This window comes from Calidifontibacillus oryziterrae (genome assembly GCF_000331575.1).
Taxonomy (GTDB): domain Bacteria; phylum Bacillota; class Bacilli; order Bacillales; family Bacillaceae_J; genus Calidifontibacillus_A; species Calidifontibacillus_A oryziterrae.
Map to the genome: position 1 here is coordinate 1320008 of NZ_KB223527.1, position 21174 is coordinate 1341181.

Genomic DNA, 21174 nt, shown 5'->3' on the forward strand with positions numbered 1-21174 from the left:
CCTCACTATTAGAGGTTATTCAAAACCAATTTAATAAATCAGGCTTAGAACAATCTCTATTACGCTTCTAGCTCTACAGTTTCGTCTTCAATCCCTAGTTCTTTTTTAATCCAGTCATAGCCTTCAGCCTCTAGACGCTCAGCTAACTCTGGACCACCAGATTTGACTACGCGCCCTTGCATCATGACATGAACAATATCAGGCGTAATATAATTTAGAAGACGTTGATAGTGGGTAATCATCAAACATCCAAAATCCTCGTTGCGCATTTCATTAATTCCCTTCGAAACAACCTTTAGGGCATCAATATCTAAACCAGAATCGATCTCATCTAAAATTGCAATTTTCGGTTGCAGCATCATTAATTGTAAAATTTCATTACGCTTTTTCTCACCGCCTGAAAAGCCTTCGTTTAAATAGCGTTGAGCCATATTAATATCCATATCTAAAAATTGCATATTTTTATCCATTGTTTTTATAAATTTCATAAGAGAAATTTCATTACCTTCACCACGACGAGCGTTAATAGCTGAACGTAAAAAATCTGAAGTCGTTACACCGCTAATTTCACTTGGATATTGCATTGCTAGAAATAAGCCAGCGCGCGCACGCTCATCGACTTCCATCTCCAACACGTTTTGACCATCTAATTCAATACTGCCTTTTGTAACGACATATTTTGGATGCCCCATAATAGATGATGCTAACGTGGATTTACCTGTTCCGTTAGGCCCCATAATCGCATGGATTTCTCCACCTTTAACCTCAAGGTTTACACCTTTTAATATCTCCTTGCCTTCAATCTCAACGTGTAGATCTTTAATTGATAAAGTTGACGCCATGAATATACCTCCAATTTTATCGTAGCCCTTTATTTTCAACGTTTAAAATAAATGACTTTTCATTCTCAATCTATTCTCATTCTAATCTTATAACATCTGAAAAAACATATCAACCTACAAGATTTATGAAAATATATTTTTTAAACAAAAATGTTTAAAAAATACGCTCTATGTATGAAAAGACCACCTTCCTATGATAAAACATTTTAAATAAAAAGTAAAAAGTGATCTGATGGTAAAATCAGACCACTTTTCTAAAGTACGTAAAGTAAAGTTAATTCGATCTATTATTGTGCAGCCGGAATTACGGCACCATTGTATGTTTCATTTATAAATGCTGCAATCTCTTCTGATTGTAAAACTTCAATTAAAGTTTTAATCTCCTCACGGCTCTCATCCCCTGACCGAACTGCTACAAGGTTTACATACGGATTGTTTTCAGGTGATTCAACTGCAATCGGATCTTTCGCTGGATCTAGGCCAGCATCCAAAGCATAATTTGAGTTAATTAACATCGCATCGCCTTCACCGTTTAAATAGGCTTTTGGCAAAAGACCTGGTTCTACATCAGCTATAAATTTCAAATTCTTACTGTTTTCTACAATATCATCGATTGTTGCTCCTGTTATATCAATGCCTTCTTTTAGCTTGATTAAGCCTTTTTCCTCAAGCATTGATAGAATACGTCCATGGTCTGAAATGGAATTACTCATAATAATTTCAGCACCTTCCGGAAGCTCCTCAACAGATTTATATTTTTGTGAATATAAGCCGATTGGCTCAATGTGCACGCCGCCTGCATTTACAAAATCATATTTAAAGTCTTTCTTTTGTTTTTCTAAATATGGTACGTGTTGGAAATAGTTTGCATCAATTTCTTTATTTTCTAATGCTTTGTTTGGTAAAACATAGTCTTGGAATGTAATAATTTCAAGCTCAATACCCTTTTCAGCTAAAAGCGGTTGTGCAAATTCTAAAATTTCCGCATGGGGAACATTTGAAGCACCAACTACTAATTTAACTGGCTCTGTAGATTCTACCGGTTGTTCAGTACCTTCCTGACTTTCCGTCGCAGGAGCTTCACTTTCTTGTGTAGTGTTGCCACCCCCGCATGCTGCAAGTGCAAAAATTACGAATAACGCACTTAAAGTAAGTATTAATTTTCTCATTTTTTGTTGCCTCCCTTTTTTCCTTTTATCTTTTATCTATTTTAGAAGTGACAAAGTCACCAATAAACTGAATAACAAATACAATAATCAAAATTAATATCGTTGACACTACCGTTACATCGTTATGATTGCGTTGGAACCCCTCCATATAAGCTAAATTTCCGAGACCGCCTGCCCCGATAACTCCTGCCATAGCTGTGTAACCAACTAGCGCAATTGCTGTAACGGTAATTCCTGACACAAGTGCTGGCATCGATTCAGCTAACAATACTTTAAATATGATGGTGCTTGTTTTGGCACCCATCGCCTTTGCAGCTTCAATTACACCTTTATCAATTTCCCGCAAAGCAATTTCAACCATACGAGCATAAAACGGGGCGGCCCCGATAATTAATGCTGGTAATGCTGCCTTTGCTCCAAACATTGATCCTACTAAAAATGTCGTAAACGGTATGAGTAATATAATAAGGATAATAAATGGTATTGACCGAAAAATATTTACAAACGCTGCAACAATTGAATTAATCAGTTTGTTTTCCCACATATTTCCTTTTGATGTTAAAAACAGCAGTAGGCCGAGTAAAATACCAAGAAAAAACGTTGCAGCAACGGAAACAGCTGTCATGTACAAGGTTTCAACTGTAGCCTCCCACATGTTGTCCCATTTTACATTTGGAAGTAAACTCTCAATCATTTACAATCACCTCCACTTCCACTTTGCGATCGTGGATATAGGTAATTGCTTTTTCTATTTCAGCATGATCACCATCTAAATGTATAAATAGCGTTCCATATGCTCCATTTTGTGTTTGTGAAATTTTGCCTTGAAGTATATTTACATTGACATTAAATTTGCAAATAATATCATTAATTAATGGCTGTTCCGCATCATCGCCAACAAAGGTCAACTGAATAACTTGTCCGTTCGGATACTTTGATAGCAAATGCTCAATCGTTTCTTTTGTTTCCTCAGGCTCCGTTACTTGTTTCACAAACCTTTTTGTAATCGCTTGGGTAGGCTTCCTAAACACTTCTAGCACTGGACCTTGTTCAACTATCCTACCATTTTCCATAACCGAAACACGATGGCAGATTTTGCGAATAACATGCATTTCATGCGTAATTAATACAATTGTTAACCCCAGCTTTTCATTAATATCGACTAGCAAATCTAAAATCGAATCTGTCGTTTGCGGATCCAGGGCTGATGTTGCTTCATCACACAAAAGAACCTTAGGGCGATTGGCTAACGCTCTTGCAATACCAACACGCTGTTTTTGACCACCGCTTAATTGCGAAGGATACGCATTTTCACGACCCTCGAGACCAACTAGATTTATTAATTCATTGACCCTTTTGATCCGTTCTGCTTTACTTACTCCAGCAATTTCTAATGGAAAAGCAATATTATCACGAACTGTCCTTGACCACAGAAGGTTAAAGTGTTGGAAAATCATCCCAATTTCTTGGCGTGCCTTTCGTAATTCACTACCACTAATATTGGTCAAGTCTCTACCTGCAACTTCAATAGCTCCAGCTGTAGGCTCTTCAAGTCTATTTAACAATCGAATTAATGTACTCTTTCCTGCACCACTATAACCGATAATGCCATATATTTCGCCTTGATTAATTGTTAAATCCACGTTATCAACTGCTTTAACATCACCACTGGCTGATTTAAAAACCTTTTCAATTCCCCTTAGTTTAATCATGCTGTCCCTTCACCTTCTCTCATTTCAGTTTTCGACTTGTTAGTTATTAAAGGTACGCAATTACAAAAAGCCTTTCCACAGATAAGTGGAAAGGCATAAAATAGCTTTCCTCTCATCTTTCAAAGTTGGATACTTTGTGTGAATTGGCACCATTTCAGGGTCAAACTTGACCTTGACGGTTGCCGGGCTTCATCGGGCACTTCCCTCCACCTCTCTTGATAAGAGTATATCATTTTTATTCTATTAAAACGTACCGAACGACTAGAACATGAGCACGGATGAAGTTTAGCATGGATAGAATAAGGTGTCAATACTATATCTCAATTATAATTTGATGCGTTATACCATCATTAACGAACAAGTTAACTAATTTGATAATTGAACACGGTTAGAAGCAATACCTGTTGCTTTTTCAATCGCTTGCTCTAAATCGTCTAAAATATCATCAATATTTTCAATACCGATAGATAGACGGATTAAGTCCTCTGAAACGCCTGATTTTTTCAAATCTTCAGAGTTCAATTGTGAATGTGTTGTACTTGCAGGATGAATAATCAAGCTCTTTGCATCACCCACATTCGCAACATGTGACCACAATTCAACACTGTTAATTAATTTTGCACCTGCCTCACGTCCACCTTTAATTCCAAACACAACGACAGATCCTGCACCTTTTGGTAAGTATTTTTCCGCTAATTGTTTTGCTGGGTGGTTATCAAGCTCAGGATATAGTACCCATTCAACAGCAGGATGGTTTTCTAAGTATTCAACAACCTTTCTTGTGTTGGCAATATGCTCTTTCATCCGAACATGTAACGTTTCAAGCCCTAGGCTTAGTTGGAATGCATTAAATGGACTTAATGCAGCACCCATATCTCTCAGTAATTGCACCCTCGCTTTTATAATGAAAGCCGCAGCACCAATCGCTTCTGCATAGACAAGGCCATGATAGCTTGGATCAGGTTGTGTAAAACCTGGGAACTTTGGTGAATTCCAATCAAATTTCCCACCATCAACGATAACACCACCCAATGTTGTTCCATTACCACCAATCCATTTAGTTGCAGAATGAACAACAATGTCTGCACCAAAATCAATAGGTCGTAATAAGTATGGAGTAGCAAATGTATTGTCAACAATTAGAGGAACACCTGCTTCATGAGCAATATTCGCAACAGCTTCAACATCTAAAACTTGTAAACTCGGATTACCAATTGTTTCAGCAAAAATAGCCTTCGTTTTCTCAGTAATTGCCGCACGGAAATTTTCTGGGTTTGACGGATCTACAAATGTGAATTTAATTCCATATTTAGGAAGAGTGTTTGCGAATAAGTTATAAGTACCACCGTATAGTGTTGATGCTGCAACGATTTCGTCTCCAGCTTCAGCTATGTTTAATATCGCTAATGTAATTGCTGCAGAACCACTCGCTAATGATAGTGCACCAACGCCACCTTCTAGTAAAGCCATCCTTTCTTCAAAGACAGTACATGTTGGATTGTGAATTCTTGTATAAATATAACCAGGTTCTGCTAAAGAAAATAAATTTGCGGCATGATCTGCATCTTTAAATAAGTAGGCATTGGAAGGATAGATGGCTGTTCCTTGCGCACGTGTCCCTTCGTCTAATTGCAATCCCCCGTGAATTCCTAAAGTTTCAATCCGATAATTTTGTTTTCCCATTACTAATCATCTCCCATTTCAATTTTGTTTCATATTCCTTCTTTTAAAACGTAGCGCCCCCGATAAGAGATATTTGCTATTGCGATGATAGTACCAGCCTAATAATGCTTGATAGTACCAAAAACCCCTCTTCGATAAGAAGAGGGGTCAACAATAACAGTCTCTGCTTATCTTTCAGAGTGTATACACACTCTGTAGGAATTGGCACCGTGTTTTTTGTAAAAACCGGTTGCCGGGCTTCATAGGGCCAGTCCCTCCACCTCTCTTGATAAGAATAATATTAACTTTTTGAAAGCAAAAATTTAAAATGCATTTTAAATTATGGTAATCTTATCACCTAAGTTGGTCTTTGTCAATTTACTTTTTCAAAAAATATTTTAGCAAATTTCGCCATTATTTCCCAAGAAATAATTTGAGCAAAATTAGTTAGCTTTTTTGTCTGTTTTTGAATTTCCGTTCGCTTTCGGGTTTGCTTTTGTGTCTATCTTCGTATTCCCATTCGCTTTCGGGTTTGCTTTTGTGTCTATCTTCGTATTCCCATTCACTTTCGGGTTTGCTTTTTGGTCTACTTTGGAATTTCCGTTCGCTTTCGAGTTTGCTTTTGTGTTTGCCTTCGTATTTCCGTTCGCTTTCGGATTTGCTTTTTGGTCTACTTTGGAATTTCCGTTCGCTTTCGGATTTGCTTTTTGGTCTACTTTGGAATTTCCGTTCGCTTTCGAGTTTGCTTTTATGTTCTCCTTCGAATTTCCATTAGAATTTGGATTTGCTTCAAAGTCCACCTTCATATTATCATTAGGATTCGATTCCGATTTCGGTGTCGAATCTGTCTTCGGACTTGAATTATTGTTATTTCTATTTTCTTTATTTGAAGCTTTTTTATCCTGACCAATAATATTTTTTGTTGAGCCGTTATTATTAGTCTTTCCGCCATTTTTCAGTTCATTATTACGTTTTAATGTGTTGTTTTTAATATTTTGCTCTTTGTTAATTTTAGAGTCTTTTTGACTATTATTGTTTTCTGGTTGATTCCCCTTACTATTAGCACTATTTATAGCAGCATTTTTTCTACTATTTTCGAGTACACTTTCTTTTTTATCCGGACCCAGCTTTTCGTATATTTCACTAACGGAAAGATCCTTCGCTTCCTCTAAAGTGAGAGTTGTAGTTTGAACTGCTTGCTTGTATATTTCGTACTTTCCTGGTGAAATCCCAACATTTTTTGCTTCCTCACGTGTTTTTTCATCTGTTATTAATTCCTCTACCACGATTCCTTGTTCACTTACCTCTTGCTTTATTGCTTCAATATTCGTTTCAATTGTCTCAACTGTTTGTTTATCTATTGCTGTGGCTGTTAACAAAATATCTTTTTTATCATTTAAATAGCCCTGTTGCTTCGCAATATTTATCGTTTGATTAACAAATTGTGTTAACGTTAACTCGGTAATATCTCCTTCGTAGCTATCGACTATTTTTTGACCATCTTCATTTAAGGGGGTGACTTCTACTATATGAAGGTGCTTATCTACCCCTACCTCCAAACTAGGATTTATATCTAGGTTTACATAAGCAGCAATAACCATATTATTATTTAGATTAAATGGTAAAAGCTGACTCGCTAAAAAAATTACAATAATAGCAGCTGCAGCAGCTAGCGCTAGTGACTTTGAGCCAATTTTAAAACGAGTAGTTTTGGTTGGCATCACTATTTCCGCGCCAACTTCAACGTGCTGACCATTTTGAAGCTTCACATTTTCAAAGGATCCTTCCTTTGTTAATACAATGGCATTTCTATTTTTGATTTCCAGCACAACACCTTTCATTTTAATCCCCCCTCTGGCTCAATATAGGATTTTAAGGTTGTAAAATTACCTATATAAATTAGCGCCATAGCAATAATATACTTCCGATTTCTTTCAATCGTTTTTCTGCTACAAGCTACAATATCTTCTAATTCACTTACTGGCAAACGTCGTTTTTCTTCCAAATACGATCGAATATGATGATTTTCATATACTACTTTAGCTATTTTTTTAGCATTTTCTCTTGCATCTATATGTTTAGGACATTGTGAAGTTAAAACTTCAAAAGTAATATCGTAGGTTAATAGTAGTTTTTGGTATTCGAATATTTCCTCGGCACGGGCCTTACTTTCTAGCTCTATTTCATACTTTTCTATAGATGTTCGTCTCTCAATTACATTTTCTTGAACGTTCCCTTCCTCGTCCTCTTCCTCATTAAGTAACACATAATTGTGCCTGCTTTCTTTGCGGATATGATCGATAATTCTTCTATGTATAACTACACTCGCAAAAGTTAGAAATTTATTCCCTTGCTCTTTATCATATTGATCAATCGCTTCATTGAAGGCCAACAAGCCAATACTATATTCATCCATAGATTCTGATATATATCGCTTACAAGCTTTAGAAGCTACTTTTTTTATAAATGGCCGGTACTGTTCTAATAAATCATGGCGAATGCATTCATCCCCATTTTGAGCTTTAGAAACTTGTGTTTCTAAATCGCTTCCTAGCTTTGAATGCTTACTCTTGAACCAAGATTTTATGCGGATAGGCCCCATGCTTACACCTCATTCCCCATAATAATTCGAAAGTATATATATTTTTCTGGGGTTTAATTTAAATTTATATATAATTTTATAACATAACTATACTAGTAGTTGTTAGATTTTAACTAGTAAATGAGGATGATTTATCCACCTTTGCCTCTAGTGCCGATTAAAGACTAAGATTTAATTTTTCCTTTTATATTTCATAATAACATCATAAATGTTAGTAACTGACTGAAAGGCATATATTTTTTCAATGACTTTTCCACCTTGCCACACTGTCAAACAAGGGACGCTTTCTATTTCATACTGCCTCGCAATTACTGGCGTGTAATTTACATTGCATTTATAGAATATGATATCGCGAATCGTCTCGCTTACTATTTCAATCATTTTGCCTGCAAGCTGACAAGTCCCACAAAGAGGTGTATAAAAATAAACAAATTGCACCTCTTGATCGCAAATTATTTCAGCCAAACGACCTTTAGCTATTTCCACCATTTTTGTAGTTTCAGTCATGTTTATGTTTCTCCAAATATATTGGATGCACTTCAATATTTTTGCTAAGTAATTGTAGAGCAAGGTGATATTCCGGCGTAGTTTCAACTTGACGATATACTTTATCAATATAAATGTGGGTTGCATTAGGAAGCTCACGTTGAAATTGTTTTCTAAGCTTTTCGCCCGCTTCGTCTGCATCAGCAAATATATATACATCCTTATACTCTAATCCAAATTCATCCACGATATTTTCAATTTTTTCTGTGCTGACAGTACCATTTGTGCAAATAATTTCGATCGGTTCGGAAATGATTGGGGCAATTTTATTCTTATCTGATTTTCCTTCAACAATAATTACTTTTTGTGGTTCTGTATGTTTCATTAATTTCCCACCCTAAAAAATTATACTTATTTTACATGTTATAACAAAAACGCGCCGCCTGCCATTCAAGACAAACGCCGCGCTTTGAAAATATATTCTTTTGAATTTTAATCTCCTAGACTATTTGGTTAATCTTCGTTAATCATTTCCTCGTATGCTTGTGCTGTCATTAAATTATCCAATTCAGACATATCAGATGGCTCTATAACAATCATCCACGCCTTTTCATACGGAGCTTCATTGACCAATTCTGGACTATCCTCAAGCTCTTCGTTAATTTCAACCACTTTTCCACTTACAGGTGCATATAGCTCTGATACTGTTTTAACAGATTCAACACTCCCAAATGGTTCATTAGCGGTAAGCTCCGCGCCAACTTCTGGAAGTTCAACGAAAACAATATCCCCTAGCTCTGATTGTGCAAAATCAGTAATTCCAATTCTTACTTTATCGCCTTCCACCTTTGCCCATTCATGCTCTTCCGAATAACGTAAATCTTTAGGTAAATTCATACTAACCCCTCCATATGTAGTTCTATACTTTTTAATACTTTCCTAAAAGGACAAGATATAACCATTGTTTAATAAATAATAAATATACATTCATTGAAACCAGTTTCTTGGTGTTTTATGAACAATAGGTCTACCTATATTTTATTTCTATTTAATACTTTAAGTCTATAACCATGTATCTTTATATTGCTGTTCATTAAAACCTACAGTAACTTTTGTCCCATCTGTTAAAATCGGACGCTTTATTAACATCCCGTCTGAGGCTAACAATTCGAATAGTTCTTCGGCGTTAGCTTGAGCAACCTTGTCCTTTAACCCAAGCTCACGGTATTTTTGTCCACTTGTATTAAAAAATTTCTTTAATTCCAATCCACTTTTTTTATAGAGCTCTGCAATTTCATTCTGTGAAGGCGGATTTTCAACAATTTGTATTTCATTAAAGTTAATATTGTTTGCTTCTAACCATTTCTTGGCTTTACGGCATGTCCCACATTTAGGATACCAATAGAACGTTAATGCCATTTCCAACCTCCCTTTCCATATTAAAGATATTTTATCATATAGACGTATGATTTCATAACTTTTTCTAAGGATAATCAGTCTATCCTTTTAGCTTACAGACATCAGGTACCCTTATGCAAAAAGTCCAAATCACGATGTGATTTGGACTTTTAATAGCTGCATTTGTTTTGTTTCTCCATGATTCAGAACTACTTATTGGTCATTAAGGCTCTACGAAGCTACAATTATTTTGTTACTTATACTATATATTTTTGTTCCTCAATGATTCCAACCGCCACTTCACGTTTCTTCGCGATTACGTTAATTGGTGTATAACGTGTAAGCTTACGCAGTGCAGAAAGCATCATTTTTAACATATCGCCTTCTTCTGAAGCAATGATTGTTTCTTTTGCATGGGCTTCGATTTCATTGAACGCCTCTTGGCAATATACTTGTGTGTACAACACTTTTTGCTTGTTCTTTTCTAATCCACTGTTCGCAATTGCTTTTTCCGTTCTTAATACAGCAGATTCCATTGCATAAATGTTGTTGACAATATCAGCAATATTAACAAGAATTTCTTGTTGTTTATCAAGGGCTGGACCGAATTTTTGGACAGCTACTCCAGCAGCAAGCAAGGCAATTTTTTTAGCGTTTCTTACTAAATATTTTTCTTGCTCAAGAACACCGTCACCAACCTCTTCTGGCATCATCATCATTAATTCGCCTTGAAGTGCTTGTGCTTTTTGGAGTAGTGGCAGTTCACCCTTCATTGCTTTTTTCACTAAAGTACCAGGAACGATCATGCGGTTAATTTCGTTTGTTCCTTCAAAAATACGGTTAATACGAGAATCACGATAAATTCTCTCAATCTCGTACTCTGCCATGAATCCATAACCACCATGAATTTGTACACCCTCATCGGCAGCATAATCCAATGTTTCGGAACCGAACACTTTACCGATTGAGCACTCAATCGCATATTCAGCTATTGCCTTTGCCACTGCTTTAGGGTCCTTTTGCTCCTCATCAGATAATGCTGCAAAGCGGTCTTCAAACAATCCAACCGTTCTCCATACAGAGCTTTCTAGCGCGTATAACTTTGTCGCCATATTTGCAAGCTTTTCTTGAATTAAACCAAATTTAGCAAGCGGTGTTTTAAATTGTTGACGTTCGTTTGCATATTTTGCAGCAAGCTCAAGTGCGCGCTTTGTACCTCCAATTGTTCCAACCGCTAGTTTATAACGACCAACGTTTAAAATATTGAAGGCAATCACATGCCCTTTCCCGAGCTCACCTAAAAGGTTTTCTTTCGGCACAAGTGCATCCTCTAAAATTAGCGTTCGTGTAGAGGAACTCTTAATACCCATTTTCTTTTCTTCTGCACCAGTTGATACACCTGGGAATTCACGCTCGACAATAAAGGCTGAGAAATGCTCGCCATCGACTTTAGCGTATACAACAAATACATCAGCAAACCCAGCATTAGTGATCCATTGCTTTTCTCCATTTAAGATATAATGTGTTCCTTCTGCATTCAGCTTTGCTGTTGTTTTTGCGCCTAAAGCATCAGATCCAGAGCTTGGTTCCGTTAAAGCATACGCTGCAATCTTCTCGCCTGTTGCAAGTGCTGGAAGATATTTTTTCTTTTGCTCTTCGTTACCGAAAAAGACAATTGGTAGCGAACCAATTCCAACATGAGCTCCATGGGAAATAGAAAATCCACCCGCTCTAGAGAACTTCTCCGCAATTAACGCTGAACTTACTTTATCTAAGCCAAGTCCACCGTACTCCTCTGGAACATCAACGCCTAATAGTCCAAGCTCGCCAGCTTGCTTTAATAGTTCAACTGATTTCTCAAATTTATGAGCCTCTAGGTCGTCTACATTTGGCAACACTTCATTTACGACAAAATCCTCTGTTGTCTTTGCAATCATTTTATGTTCATCAGAAAAATCCTCTGGTGTAAACACTTGCTCGTATGAAAAGTCTTCAACTAAAAATTCTGCCCCTTTAATTAACTTATCAGTTTGCTTTGACATTTTATATTCCTCCCATAATAATTTAAATTTAATTGTCTTATTAATCATGGCGCTTAGATTCCAGTTAAATTCCCGGTAGGCGATCTTACTCAACCACAGGAATCATTCTTCCTGAATCTTAATGTCTCAAAATAGCGAGATACAATTACTACCTTCACCGCTAATTAAATGAGCTCGAATACTCCTGCTGCTCCCATTCCGCCACCAATACACATTGTGACAACACCAAACTGAACATTGCGGCGTTTCATTTCGTGAATCAAACTTAAGGTTAGCTTCGTTCCTGTACATCCTAATGGATGTCCTAATGCGATAGCACCACCATTTACATTTACAATATCCTCGTCTAGACCAAGCTCGCGAATAACTTGAATGGATTGTGATGCAAATGCTTCATTCAATTCAAACAAACCAATATCAGCTACTGATAAACCTGCCAATTTAAGCGCCTTTGGTATGGCAACGATTGGGCCAATACCCATTAATTCTGGTGGAACACCGCCAACTGCAAACGAGCGAAACTTCGCAATCGGCGCAAGCCCTTCTGCTTGTGCTTTTTCACGATCCATTAATAATACACTTGCAGCACCATCACTCATTTGTGATGAATTACCAGCTGTAACTGAGCCTGCAATATTGAAAGCTGGCTTCAATTTACTAAGTCCTTCTATGGTTGTATCCGCGCGGACCCCTTCATCCTGACTGAATAAAACTGTCCGTTCCTGCACCTTGTTATCGGCACCGATAGAGCGCATGACTACTTCAACTGGTACGATCTCATCATTGAATTTACCTTCTGCTATCGCTTTTGCTGCACGAGCATGACTTCGGACCGCAAAATCATCTTGTTCCTCTCTGCTAATCTTGTATTTATTAGCAACGGCCTCTGCTGTATGCCCCATTGACATGTAGTATTCAGGTGCACTTTCAACAAGCTTTATATTTGGTTTAATCACATGGCCTGCCATTGGAATTAAACTCATCGATTCTGCGCCACCAGCAATAATCGTATCGGATTGCCCTAGCATAATTCGCTCCGCACCATAAGCTATCGCTTGTAGACCAGACGAACAATAACGATTAATGGTGATTGCCGGCGTTTCATAAGAAAGCCCAGCTAACGCTCCAATTTGACGCGCCATATTCATCCCTTGCTCAGCCTCAGGCATCGCACAGCCAATAATGACATCATCAATATTTCCTTCGTAATTTCCTGCACGCTTTAGCGTTTCTTTTATTGTTAATGCCCCTAAATCGTCTGGGCGAACATTAGCAAGTGTACCTTTTTTTGCTTTTCCTACTGGTGTTCTAGCACCAGCAACAATTACCGCTTCTTTCACACCTTTCCCCTCCTTATAAATTTCCTGCAAAATCTACATTTCTTATAAAAATATAGCCAAAGATTCTGCATTAAAATTGCTGCCCGCAAACCATTAGTTTCATAGTTTCGTATAGTGTCGTTTGACATATGCATCGCTTAGTTAAGATGAATTAGTTACGAAGAGGTTTCCCCTTCACAAGCATGTGCTGCATTCTTGCCTGTGATTTCGGCTCAGCAATTAAGCTAAGGAATGCTTCTCTTTCTAAATCTAATAAATATTGTTCATCAACTAACGTTCCCTCTGGAACACGACCGCCTGCAATCACGTGAGCTAATTTCCCAGCTATTTTTAAATCGTGATCCGAAATATATCCTGAGTTTTTAAGATTTTCTGCACCTAACATCATTGTTGCTAGGCCAGCTTCGCCGACAACTGGAATCTTCTTTCGCTGTGGTGCATGATAACCTTTTTCAAATAAACTAAGTACAGTTTGTTTTGCATCATGCAACAAGTGGTCACCATTAAAGCTAATACCATCTTGAGCACGTATGAAACCAAGTTCCTTCGCCTCATGAGCAGATGTTGAAACCTTTGCCATTGCCACCGTTTCGAAAGTACGGATTGCGATTTTTTGCAGGTCACTATGACTAGCTTCCTTAGGTAATTTTTCGAAATGGCGAATATACAATTCTTTATTTCCACCGCCACCCGGGATCAGCCCTACACCAACTTCAACAAGACCCATATATGTTTCACTAGCGGCTTGGATACGAGCGGCAGGTAATGAAATTTCAGTTCCACCGCCTAATGTCATTCCAAATGGTGCTGATACAACAGGTCGACTGCTATATTTAATATTCATCATCGCATTTTGGAATTGACGTACAACGAAATCTAACTCAAAATAGTTTTCGTCCTGCGCTTCCATTAGCATCATCGCTAAGTTAGCACCAACACAGAAGTTCTTGCCTTGATTCCCAATAACAAGACCTTTGTAATTTCGCTCAACTTCTTCGATCGCAAAGTTTACCATTTGGATAATATCTAAACCGATCGCATTATTAGGAGAATTAAATTCAAGTCCAACTACATCATCACCAAGGTCAATTAAGCTTGCACCGCTGTTTTTCTTAATGACATCCTTTTGCTCTTTAATCCGCTTTAGATGAATCACTTTCGGGTTTTCTTTCAGTACTTTGCTCTCACCTTGATGGTAGTATGTTACCTCACCATTTTCTTTCCCATAAAAAGACGTAGCTCCTGAGGCCAATAGCTTTTTAACCCAAGCAGGAATTTGTTCTCCTTCTTGTTCCATTTTTGCAATAGACTTTTCTAAACCAATTGCATCCCAAGTTTCAAACGGTCCTAGCTCCCAGCCAAAGCCCCATTTCATTGCTTGATCAATAGAAACAATATCATCTGCAATTTCACCAACTAACTGCGCTGAATATAGTAGTGTTGGCTTTAAAATATTCCATAAAAATTGTCCTGCTCTATCTTCGGCATAAACTAAGGCACTGAGCTTATTTTTTAAGCCTTTTACTTGCTTTGTCATCTCTGTTGAAGCCGTTTTCATTTTTTTGCGTGGTTCATACTCTAATGTTTCTACATTTAATTCAAGAATTTCTTTCCCTTGCTTTAAGAAAAAGCCTTGACCAGATTTACTTCCAAGCCAGCCTTTTTCAAGCATCTCCTTCATAAAGGCAGGCACTTCAAATACTTTTTGCTCATCGCCTTCAACTTTTTCATACACATTTTTGGCTACATGTGCAAACGTATCTAACCCAACAACATCGAGCGTTCTAAAAGTTGCACTTTTTGGTCTACCAATCATTGGTCCAGTTACAGAATCTACTTCTCCGACACTGTAGCCACCTTTTATCATTTCGCGGACAGTTACGAGTAAACCATATGTGCCGATGCGATTGCCGATAAAGTTCGGTGTATCCTTTGCTTCTACAACGCCTTTACCAAGAACATTTTCTCCAAACGTCTTCATAAAGCTGAGAACCTCTGGATCTGTACTCTTCGTCGGAATAACTTCAAGCAGCTTTAAATAGCGTGGTGGATTAAAGAAATGCGTCCCGAGAAAATGCTTTTTAAAATCATCTGATCGTCCTTCTGCCATCGCTTCAATTGAAATACCTGAAGTATTTGAGCTTACAATACTTCCAAGCTTACGAACTTGATCTATTTTTTCGAACACCGCTTTTTTAATATCTAATCGTTCAACAACAACCTCAATAATCCAATCAACTTCACTTAGCTTCCCAAGATCGTCCTCCATATTCCCAACTTCAATTAAATGAAGATTTTCCTTTGAAGTTAATGGAGCTGGTTTTTGTTTTAATAATTTTTGCTTGGACTCAGCTGCTAAACGGTTACGAACCTGCATATCCTCTAATGTTAAGCCCTTTGCTTTTTCTGCTTCAGTTAGCTCCCTTGGTACAATATCAAGTAGTAATGTCGGAATCCCAATGTTGGCTAAATGTGCAGCAATGCCAGACCCCATTACCCCTGATCCTAAAACTGCAGCTTTTTTGATCATTCGACTCATTTTTTCTCCTCCCCTATCCCTATTGAATGAACACTCATTCATTTTACTGGTAAAAAAATAAGATAATTATTACATAATTTATCTCCTGTAGTTATAACTATAAATTATTTTTAAAATTTTATCAATATTTTAAATAAATATATTATAAGCTTTTTAACCAATATTATTTAACATTTTATTATTGATCATTAAGACAAGTTTGCCATGTTTCCAAAGAACCAAAAAAAGTGTCAACCCATCCTTCTAACTTGACAGAGTTAGTAGTATGACTCTTTCTTTAGTTCAATGGAACACTAAAAATTTCGGATATCATACAAGATTTCTATATTTATATTGAAGATTCATAGATAATCTTATTAAATACCGACCCAACTTACTATATAAACATAGAGAAAAGCCATCCCTGTTAGTGTTAAAAAATACTTACCATTCCACCTAAATGCTACAGTTAAACCATTTTTTCTAACGCATTGGCTAATAATGATATTCATTGCATTTAATGGAGAAATTGCAGATGATAGCATCCATGTAAAAATACACATAAACGCTATAATAACTGCAGATATATGAATTTCTGAAAGATTCAATGATGTTATAATTAGCGGAATCACAATGATTTGATGAACACCTAGGAATGCCATTAGTGTAACAAAAACAATAATGAAAAGAAATAAGATCCCGACTGACTTTGTTGCCGACCATTGCATAATCTGTTCTAAATGCCCTTTAATTGGTGTATGAGAAATCGCATTGCCAAATAAACCGGCACTTAAAAATAGACAAATCTCAGTTTTTTGCATAATGACTCGATCTTTATATTGAGCAACCTCCTCCATAATTACATTGGTCCTTTTTCTTAATAATACCCATATAATTGGAATAATTAAACAAACAACGCTAACTAAAAGAAGCATTGACTTATTAGTTAGTTGTTCCAACACGATTAATAACGCTACGAGACCAAAAACAAATACGATTAATAAGGATAAATGTTTTTTTTGATGAATGTTGAGTGGCACTTCCTGTTCTCTACCAGTAACGTTATTTGAATTTTCAAAGCTTCTTGGTCGAAGGATCGAATACCCAATAGCAATTTGGATAAGTGCAAATATCGCCCCAACTGCCACATAAGAAATATAAGTAATATCAAGATAATAGACAACAATTCCTACGGAAGCAAAAAATGGTGACCACATAACAGCTGGCGTAAATCCATAATAATACGAATTAGATAATATGTTAGGTGTAATTTTAATTTTTTCAACAAATCCATGAACAATCCTCAAAGCACCCATATTTAGTATAGGTGCAAGAATTAACATAAATGAGCTAATTCCATAAAAGATATTGCGGGGATTATTTTTCAATCCGTTTAAATAAAAAACAACAGTGTCCATCACTCCTTCTCTTTTTAATGGAACTGATAGCAATGGCGCTAATACAAGGATAGCTAGAAGAGCCATATTTTGAGTGATTCCTTGAAATAATGCAATTCCACTATCTCCTACAAAAAAGTGAATGACAATCCCTGTTAAAAATAAAGTTAGAGTGAATTTTTTCTGTTTGTGATCCAAGAGGGGAAATAAAAAAAGATAAACCATTACAGCTACGATATCAAATACGATAATTAACCCATCACTTTTAATAAATGATTGGAGAATGTATAGAAAACATAAACTCAATATTAACGAAAATCGCACCATTTTGCTCTAATCCATTCCCAAATTACTACACTCGATCACTACATGTAGTATTTTTAAAATGATTTGCTAAAGATTGTAGCTGAATTTCATACTCAGTAATGACTTCTTGAATCACTTCTTGGACACTTTTTATCTCATTTACTAGACCTACCGTTTGTCCTAAAGCTAAAACTCCACGATTATCATTACTAGTTGATATCAATTCCTGATAAGCTTCCCCACTTATAAACGGAAAAATTTCCTCAAATGATGCCCCATTCTCTTCTAACTTCGCAAGTTTTATGGCGACATCTGTTTTCATAACTCGCGCTGGCTTTCCAATTGACTTTTTTACTATTATTGTGTCCGTTTCCTGTAATTGGAGTAATCTACTTTTTAATAGTGAATGTAGTTGTACTTCCTTCGTCGCTAAAAATCTAGTTCCCATTTGGATTGCTTGGGCACCAAGAGCAAAGGCAGCTAACATTGATTTCCCAGTAGAAAATCCACCTGCTGCAATAACTGGTATAGACAACTGTTGAACAGCCTTTTGTACTAGGATAAGACTTGTTACTTCATCCTTGCCAGGATGACCACCGCATTCAAATCCAACGACTACAACCGCGTCACACCCAAGCTTTTCTGCTTTTTTTGCAAAGCGAATTGATGGAACGACATGAACTACCTTGATATTATGTCGTTTGAAAAGATCGATATATTTTTCCGGATTATTACCAGAAGTAAAAACGACTGGAATTTCGGCTTCAATTACACCTTCTACAAATTCATCCATCGGTTTACGTACACCAATTGTAATATTCACGCCAAACGGCTCTAATGTTAGTCTCCTTGTCGCCTCAATATCTCGAAGCATTTCTTCTTTCGATGAATAGCTTCCTGCTGTAATAAGGCCAAGACCACCTGCATTCGAAACTGCCGCTACAAGCGATGATGTACCAAGTCCCTGCAAACCTCCTTGGATTATCGGATAACGAATATTAAACATTTTTGTTATTGTTGTTTCTAGCATAGCGTTAAAATTCCTTTTGAATCTTTAAAAGCTCGCCACATAGAATTCCAAACTGAATTTTCACTAATTATAAATGAGTATTCACAAACCATAACACTACCGCCTTTCTACTCTTTCCACCATTTCCCTATTCAAAAAAGCAAGTGTGATGCGAAAAAAATATAAAAGAAAACCTCCCTGGTTATATAATTGAAGGACCTAATACCGCAACTATTCAACGCTGATCCACATGATTCCAAGGAGGCAATTATTGTTTAACATACTATGTTTGAAAATGTAATCTCTTTAATGTAATCTCTTTATAGTAGAATCCTCCTAAACTTGAAGGTTTTCAATAATAGTGGATATCCCTTGGCCACCACCAATACAAAGTGTAACTAATCCATATTTCTTGCCCCTTCGTTCCATCTCATGGAGAAGCTTTGTCATGATAATCGCCCCTGTTGCCCCAATAGGATGACCAAGCGCAATTGCTCCGCCATTTACATTAATTTTATCGATGTTCATGCCCGCTTCTCGGATTACAGCTAATGATTGAGCAGCAAATGCTTCATTTAATTCAATCAAGTCAATATCATCCATCGAAAGTCCGCATTGTTTTAAAGCTTTAAACGTTGAAGTAACTGGACCAATCCCCATAATTTCAGGGGAAACTCCACTTACCGCTTGAGCAATTATTTTTGCTTTAGGCTTCAATCCATAATGATTCATCTTTTCTTCTGTCATCATTAAGACTGCCGCAGCTCCATCATTACGTCCACTAGAATTACCAGCCGTAACACTACCATTTTCCTTAAATACCGCCCTCAGTTTTGAAAGAGATTCAATTGTCGTACTTCGCGGGTGTTCATCGGTATTAAATATCGTTGTAGCTTTCCTACTTTTTATTTCGATCGGAACAATTTCCTTTTCAAAACGGCCAGATTCAATTGCAGCATTTGCAAGCTCTTGGCTACGTAATGCGAATTCATCCTGATCAGCTCTTGAAATATTGTACTTCTCCGCTAAATTTTCCGCCGTCATTCCCATCGTTAAGTTTCCGTATGTTTCAATTGGCTGTGAACATGGTTGACTCTCTGTATTCGGGTCTAAAATAAGGCTATTGCCTGCCTGAATACCATAGCGAGCATTGCGGATGTAATAAGGAGCCGTACTCATACTTTCTGCTCCACCGGCTACTATTACATCAGAATATCCAAGTCTAATTTGCATATCTGCAGTGTTAATCGCTTGAAGACCAGATCCACATTGCCTATGTATGGTGAATCCAGTTGTTGTTATTGGTAATCCGGCTTTTAAAGCAGCTAAACGACCAAGATTGGAAGTATCCGCACTTTGCTTTGCCTGGCCTAAAATGACTTCATCCACTTCAACTTCTGGATTTGATCGAACTAGGACCTCTCTTATCACTTTCTCAGCAAGGACATCTACAGTGATATCCTTTAGTGTGCCTCCCATTCTACCGATTGCTGTTCTGACCGATTCAACGATATATGGTTGCTTCATCAATTATACCCCCACAATTTCACGTTTTAATTCATTTGCAATAATATTACGTTGAATTTCTGAAGTACCTTCATAAATTTTTGTAATCCTTGCATCACGGTAATATCTTTCAATTGGATAATCTCTCATATATCCGATTCCACCATGGATTTGCACAGCTAAATCAGCTACTTTGTTGTAAACTTCTGAACCAAATAATTTCGCAATCGCTGCTTCCTTTACAACCCTCATTTTTTGATCAGTCATCCAAGCAACACGGTAAGTGATCGATCTAAGTACTTCAATTTGCATACTCATCTCGGATAACATATTTTGAACCGTTTGAATTTCAATAATTGGTTTCCCAAATTGCTCACGTTCCTTCGCATATTGTAATGAATACTCAAGAAGCTTTTCACAAGAGCCTAAGTTTCTTGCAGCTAAACCAGCACGACCATTGGCAAGTATTTTTAATGCATTAATATATCCTTGGCCTTCAGCTCCAAGAACATTTTCCGCAGGAACTTCTAGATCCTCAAAAAACAGCTCAGCAGAATGGGAGCCTCTTAAACCCATTTTTTTCTCAACACTTCCGACAATAAAACCAGGAAAATCCTTTTCAACTATAAATGAAGTGATTCCCTTTGCACCTTTTTCACGGTCTGTAACAGCCATAACTGTAAAAATATGACCATCAACTGCATTCGTTATATAATGCTTAGAACCATTAATAATATATTTGTCACCTTTACGAACTGCAGTCGTTTTTAACGCTGCCGCATTTGAACCCGCACTAGGTTCTGTTAGAGCAAAGGCACCAATCCATTCACCAGTTGCCATCTTTGGCAAATACTTTTTCTTTTGTTCTTCAGTACCAAGTTCAACTATTCCGACAGATCCAATGCCTGAATGGGCGCCAATCAATGTTGTATAACCGTTATGAGTTTTTCCAAGCTCCTCATAAATCGCACACTTCCCAACCATGTCCAATCCAAGACCACCATATTCTTCAGGTATACTAAGTCCGAATAGTCCCATTTCTTTAGACATTTCCACTATCTTTTCTGGGATATGGTCATTTTCTTCAATTTCCATTGCAAAAGGATCTACTGCTTCCTTCACAAATTTCCGTACGTTACTTCTTAAAAATTCAATATCCTCTGAAAAACTAAAATCCATCCTTAA

At 37.0% G+C, this 21174-nt stretch carries 18 protein-coding genes and 2 riboswitches; all 18 genes read right to left on the reverse strand.

Going from position 1 to position 21174, the window contains the following annotated elements; translation table 11 throughout:
* Positions 1–59: 59 nt before the first annotated feature.
* Positions 60–842 carry a Fe-S cluster assembly ATPase SufC gene (gene sufC / locus D612_RS0115090; protein WP_017756324.1) on the reverse strand — a complete coding sequence of 261 codons (783 nt, stop codon included), beginning with the start codon at positions 840–842 and terminating at the stop codon, positions 60–62.
* Between the two features lie 287 nt (positions 843–1129).
* Entirely contained in the window at positions 1130–2011 is an 882-nt protein-coding gene (locus D612_RS0115095) for a MetQ/NlpA family ABC transporter substrate-binding protein (RefSeq protein WP_017756325.1), read from the reverse strand.
* 25 nt (positions 2012–2036) lie between these two features.
* Entirely contained in the window at positions 2037–2705 is a 669-nt protein-coding gene (locus D612_RS0115100) for a methionine ABC transporter permease (protein WP_017756326.1), read from the reverse strand.
* The gene (locus tag D612_RS0115105; RefSeq protein ID WP_017756327.1) at positions 2698–3723 is read right to left on the reverse strand and encodes a methionine ABC transporter ATP-binding protein; all 1026 of its coding nucleotides are present in this window, start codon (positions 3721–3723) and stop codon (positions 2698–2700) included. The genes D612_RS0115100 and D612_RS0115105 overlap by 8 nt, the downstream gene beginning before the upstream one ends.
* A 109-nt stretch (positions 3724–3832) precedes the next feature.
* A riboswitch (SAM riboswitch) is annotated at positions 3833–3948 on the reverse strand.
* Between the two features lie 141 nt (positions 3949–4089).
* Complete coding sequence (locus D612_RS0115110; RefSeq protein ID WP_017756328.1) at positions 4090–5406, reverse strand: O-acetylhomoserine aminocarboxypropyltransferase/cysteine synthase family protein; 1317 nt, start codon at positions 5404–5406, stop codon at positions 4090–4092.
* A 164-nt stretch (positions 5407–5570) separates the two neighbouring features.
* A riboswitch (SAM riboswitch) is annotated at positions 5571–5681 on the reverse strand.
* A 147-nt stretch (positions 5682–5828) separates the two neighbouring features.
* Positions 5829–7226: an anti-sigma factor domain-containing protein gene (locus D612_RS0115115; RefSeq protein ID WP_017756329.1), complete on the reverse strand. Its 1398-nt coding sequence runs from the start codon at positions 7224–7226 to the stop codon at positions 5829–5831.
* Complete coding sequence (gene sigI / locus D612_RS0115120) at positions 7223–7987, reverse strand: RNA polymerase sigma-I factor (RefSeq protein WP_017756330.1); 765 nt, start codon at positions 7985–7987, stop codon at positions 7223–7225. The genes D612_RS0115115 and sigI overlap by 4 nt, the downstream gene beginning before the upstream one ends.
* 171 nt (positions 7988–8158) lie before the next feature.
* The gene (locus D612_RS0115125; RefSeq protein ID WP_017756331.1) at positions 8159–8494 is read right to left on the reverse strand and encodes a thioredoxin family protein; all 336 of its coding nucleotides are present in this window, start codon (positions 8492–8494) and stop codon (positions 8159–8161) included.
* Positions 8487–8858 carry a toprim domain-containing protein gene (locus tag D612_RS0115130; protein ID WP_017756332.1) on the reverse strand — a complete coding sequence of 124 codons (372 nt, stop codon included), beginning with the start codon at positions 8856–8858 and terminating at the stop codon, positions 8487–8489. The genes D612_RS0115125 and D612_RS0115130 overlap by 8 nt, the downstream gene beginning before the upstream one ends.
* Positions 8859–8986: 128 nt before the next feature.
* Positions 8987–9370 carry a glycine cleavage system protein GcvH gene (gene gcvH, locus D612_RS0115135; RefSeq protein ID WP_017756333.1) on the reverse strand — a complete coding sequence of 128 codons (384 nt, stop codon included), beginning with the start codon at positions 9368–9370 and terminating at the stop codon, positions 8987–8989.
* A gap of 165 nt (positions 9371–9535) precedes the next feature.
* On the reverse strand, positions 9536–9892 hold the full coding sequence (locus D612_RS0115140) for an arsenate reductase family protein (RefSeq protein ID WP_017756334.1): 357 nt from the start codon (positions 9890–9892) through the stop codon (positions 9536–9538).
* Between the two features lie 236 nt (positions 9893–10128).
* On the reverse strand, positions 10129–11913 hold the full coding sequence (locus D612_RS0115145) for an acyl-CoA dehydrogenase family protein (protein ID WP_017756335.1): 1785 nt from the start codon (positions 11911–11913) through the stop codon (positions 10129–10131).
* 164 nt (positions 11914–12077) lie between these two features.
* Positions 12078–13253, reverse strand: a complete 1176-nt coding sequence (locus tag D612_RS0115150; protein WP_017756336.1) for an acetyl-CoA C-acetyltransferase — start codon at positions 13251–13253, stop codon at positions 12078–12080.
* 151 nt (positions 13254–13404) lie between these two features.
* Positions 13405–15792, reverse strand: coding sequence for a 3-hydroxyacyl-CoA dehydrogenase/enoyl-CoA hydratase family protein (locus tag D612_RS0115155; RefSeq protein WP_017756337.1), 2388 nt, complete (start codon positions 15790–15792; stop codon positions 13405–13407).
* Positions 15793–16148: 356 nt separating this feature from the next.
* Positions 16149–17495: a hypothetical protein gene (locus D612_RS0115160; protein WP_017756338.1), complete on the reverse strand. Its 1347-nt coding sequence runs from the start codon at positions 17493–17495 to the stop codon at positions 16149–16151.
* A gap of 25 nt (positions 17496–17520) precedes the next feature.
* On the reverse strand, positions 17521–18504 hold the full coding sequence (locus tag D612_RS0115165; RefSeq protein ID WP_017756339.1) for an NAD(P)H-dependent flavin oxidoreductase: 984 nt from the start codon (positions 18502–18504) through the stop codon (positions 17521–17523).
* Between the two features lie 315 nt (positions 18505–18819).
* Positions 18820–20010, reverse strand: coding sequence for a thiolase family protein (locus tag D612_RS0115170; protein ID WP_017756340.1), 1191 nt, complete (start codon positions 20008–20010; stop codon positions 18820–18822).
* Positions 20011–20013: 3 nt separating this feature from the next.
* Positions 20014–21168, reverse strand: coding sequence for an acyl-CoA dehydrogenase family protein (locus D612_RS0115175; RefSeq protein ID WP_017756341.1), 1155 nt, complete (start codon positions 21166–21168; stop codon positions 20014–20016).
* Between the last annotated feature and the right edge of the window lie 6 nt (positions 21169–21174).

Coding starts and splice junctions, on each gene's coding strand:
- D612_RS0115105 (WP_017756327.1), bottom strand. CDS start 3,723: ATGATTAAACTAAGGGGAATTGAAAAGGTTTTTAAATCAGCCAGTGGT.
- D612_RS0115100 (WP_017756326.1), bottom strand. CDS start 2,705: ATGATTGAGAGTTTACTTCCAAATGTAAAATGGGACAACATGTGGGAG.
- D612_RS0115095 (WP_017756325.1), bottom strand. CDS start 2,011: ATGAGAAAATTAATACTTACTTTAAGTGCGTTATTCGTAATTTTTGCA.
- sufC (WP_017756324.1), bottom strand. CDS start 842: ATGGCGTCAACTTTATCAATTAAAGATCTACACGTTGAGATTGAAGGC.
- D612_RS0115115 (WP_017756329.1), bottom strand. CDS start 7,226: ATGAAAGGTGTTGTGCTGGAAATCAAAAATAGAAATGCCATTGTATTA.
- D612_RS0115155 (WP_017756337.1), bottom strand. CDS start 15,792: ATGAGTCGAATGATCAAAAAAGCTGCAGTTTTAGGATCAGGGGTAATG.
- D612_RS0115110 (WP_017756328.1), bottom strand. CDS start 5,406: ATGGGAAAACAAAATTATCGGATTGAAACTTTAGGAATTCACGGGGGA.
- D612_RS0115175 (WP_017756341.1), bottom strand. CDS start 21,168: ATGGATTTTAGTTTTTCAGAGGATATTGAATTTTTAAGAAGTAACGTA.
- D612_RS0115160 (WP_017756338.1), bottom strand. CDS start 17,495: ATGGTGCGATTTTCGTTAATATTGAGTTTATGTTTTCTATACATTCTC.
- D612_RS0115170 (WP_017756340.1), bottom strand. CDS start 20,010: ATGAAGCAACCATATATCGTTGAATCGGTCAGAACAGCAATCGGTAGA.
- sigI (WP_017756330.1), bottom strand. CDS start 7,987: ATGGGGCCTATCCGCATAAAATCTTGGTTCAAGAGTAAGCATTCAAAG.
- gcvH (WP_017756333.1), bottom strand. CDS start 9,370: ATGAATTTACCTAAAGATTTACGTTATTCGGAAGAGCATGAATGGGCA.
- D612_RS0115165 (WP_017756339.1), bottom strand. CDS start 18,504: ATGCTAGAAACAACAATAACAAAAATGTTTAATATTCGTTATCCGATA.
- D612_RS0115140 (WP_017756334.1), bottom strand. CDS start 9,892: ATGGCATTAACGTTCTATTGGTATCCTAAATGTGGGACATGCCGTAAA.
- D612_RS0115145 (WP_017756335.1), bottom strand. CDS start 11,913: ATGTCAAAGCAAACTGATAAGTTAATTAAAGGGGCAGAATTTTTAGTT.
- D612_RS0115130 (WP_017756332.1), bottom strand. CDS start 8,858: ATGAAACATACAGAACCACAAAAAGTAATTATTGTTGAAGGAAAATCA.
- D612_RS0115125 (WP_017756331.1), bottom strand. CDS start 8,494: ATGACTGAAACTACAAAAATGGTGGAAATAGCTAAAGGTCGTTTGGCT.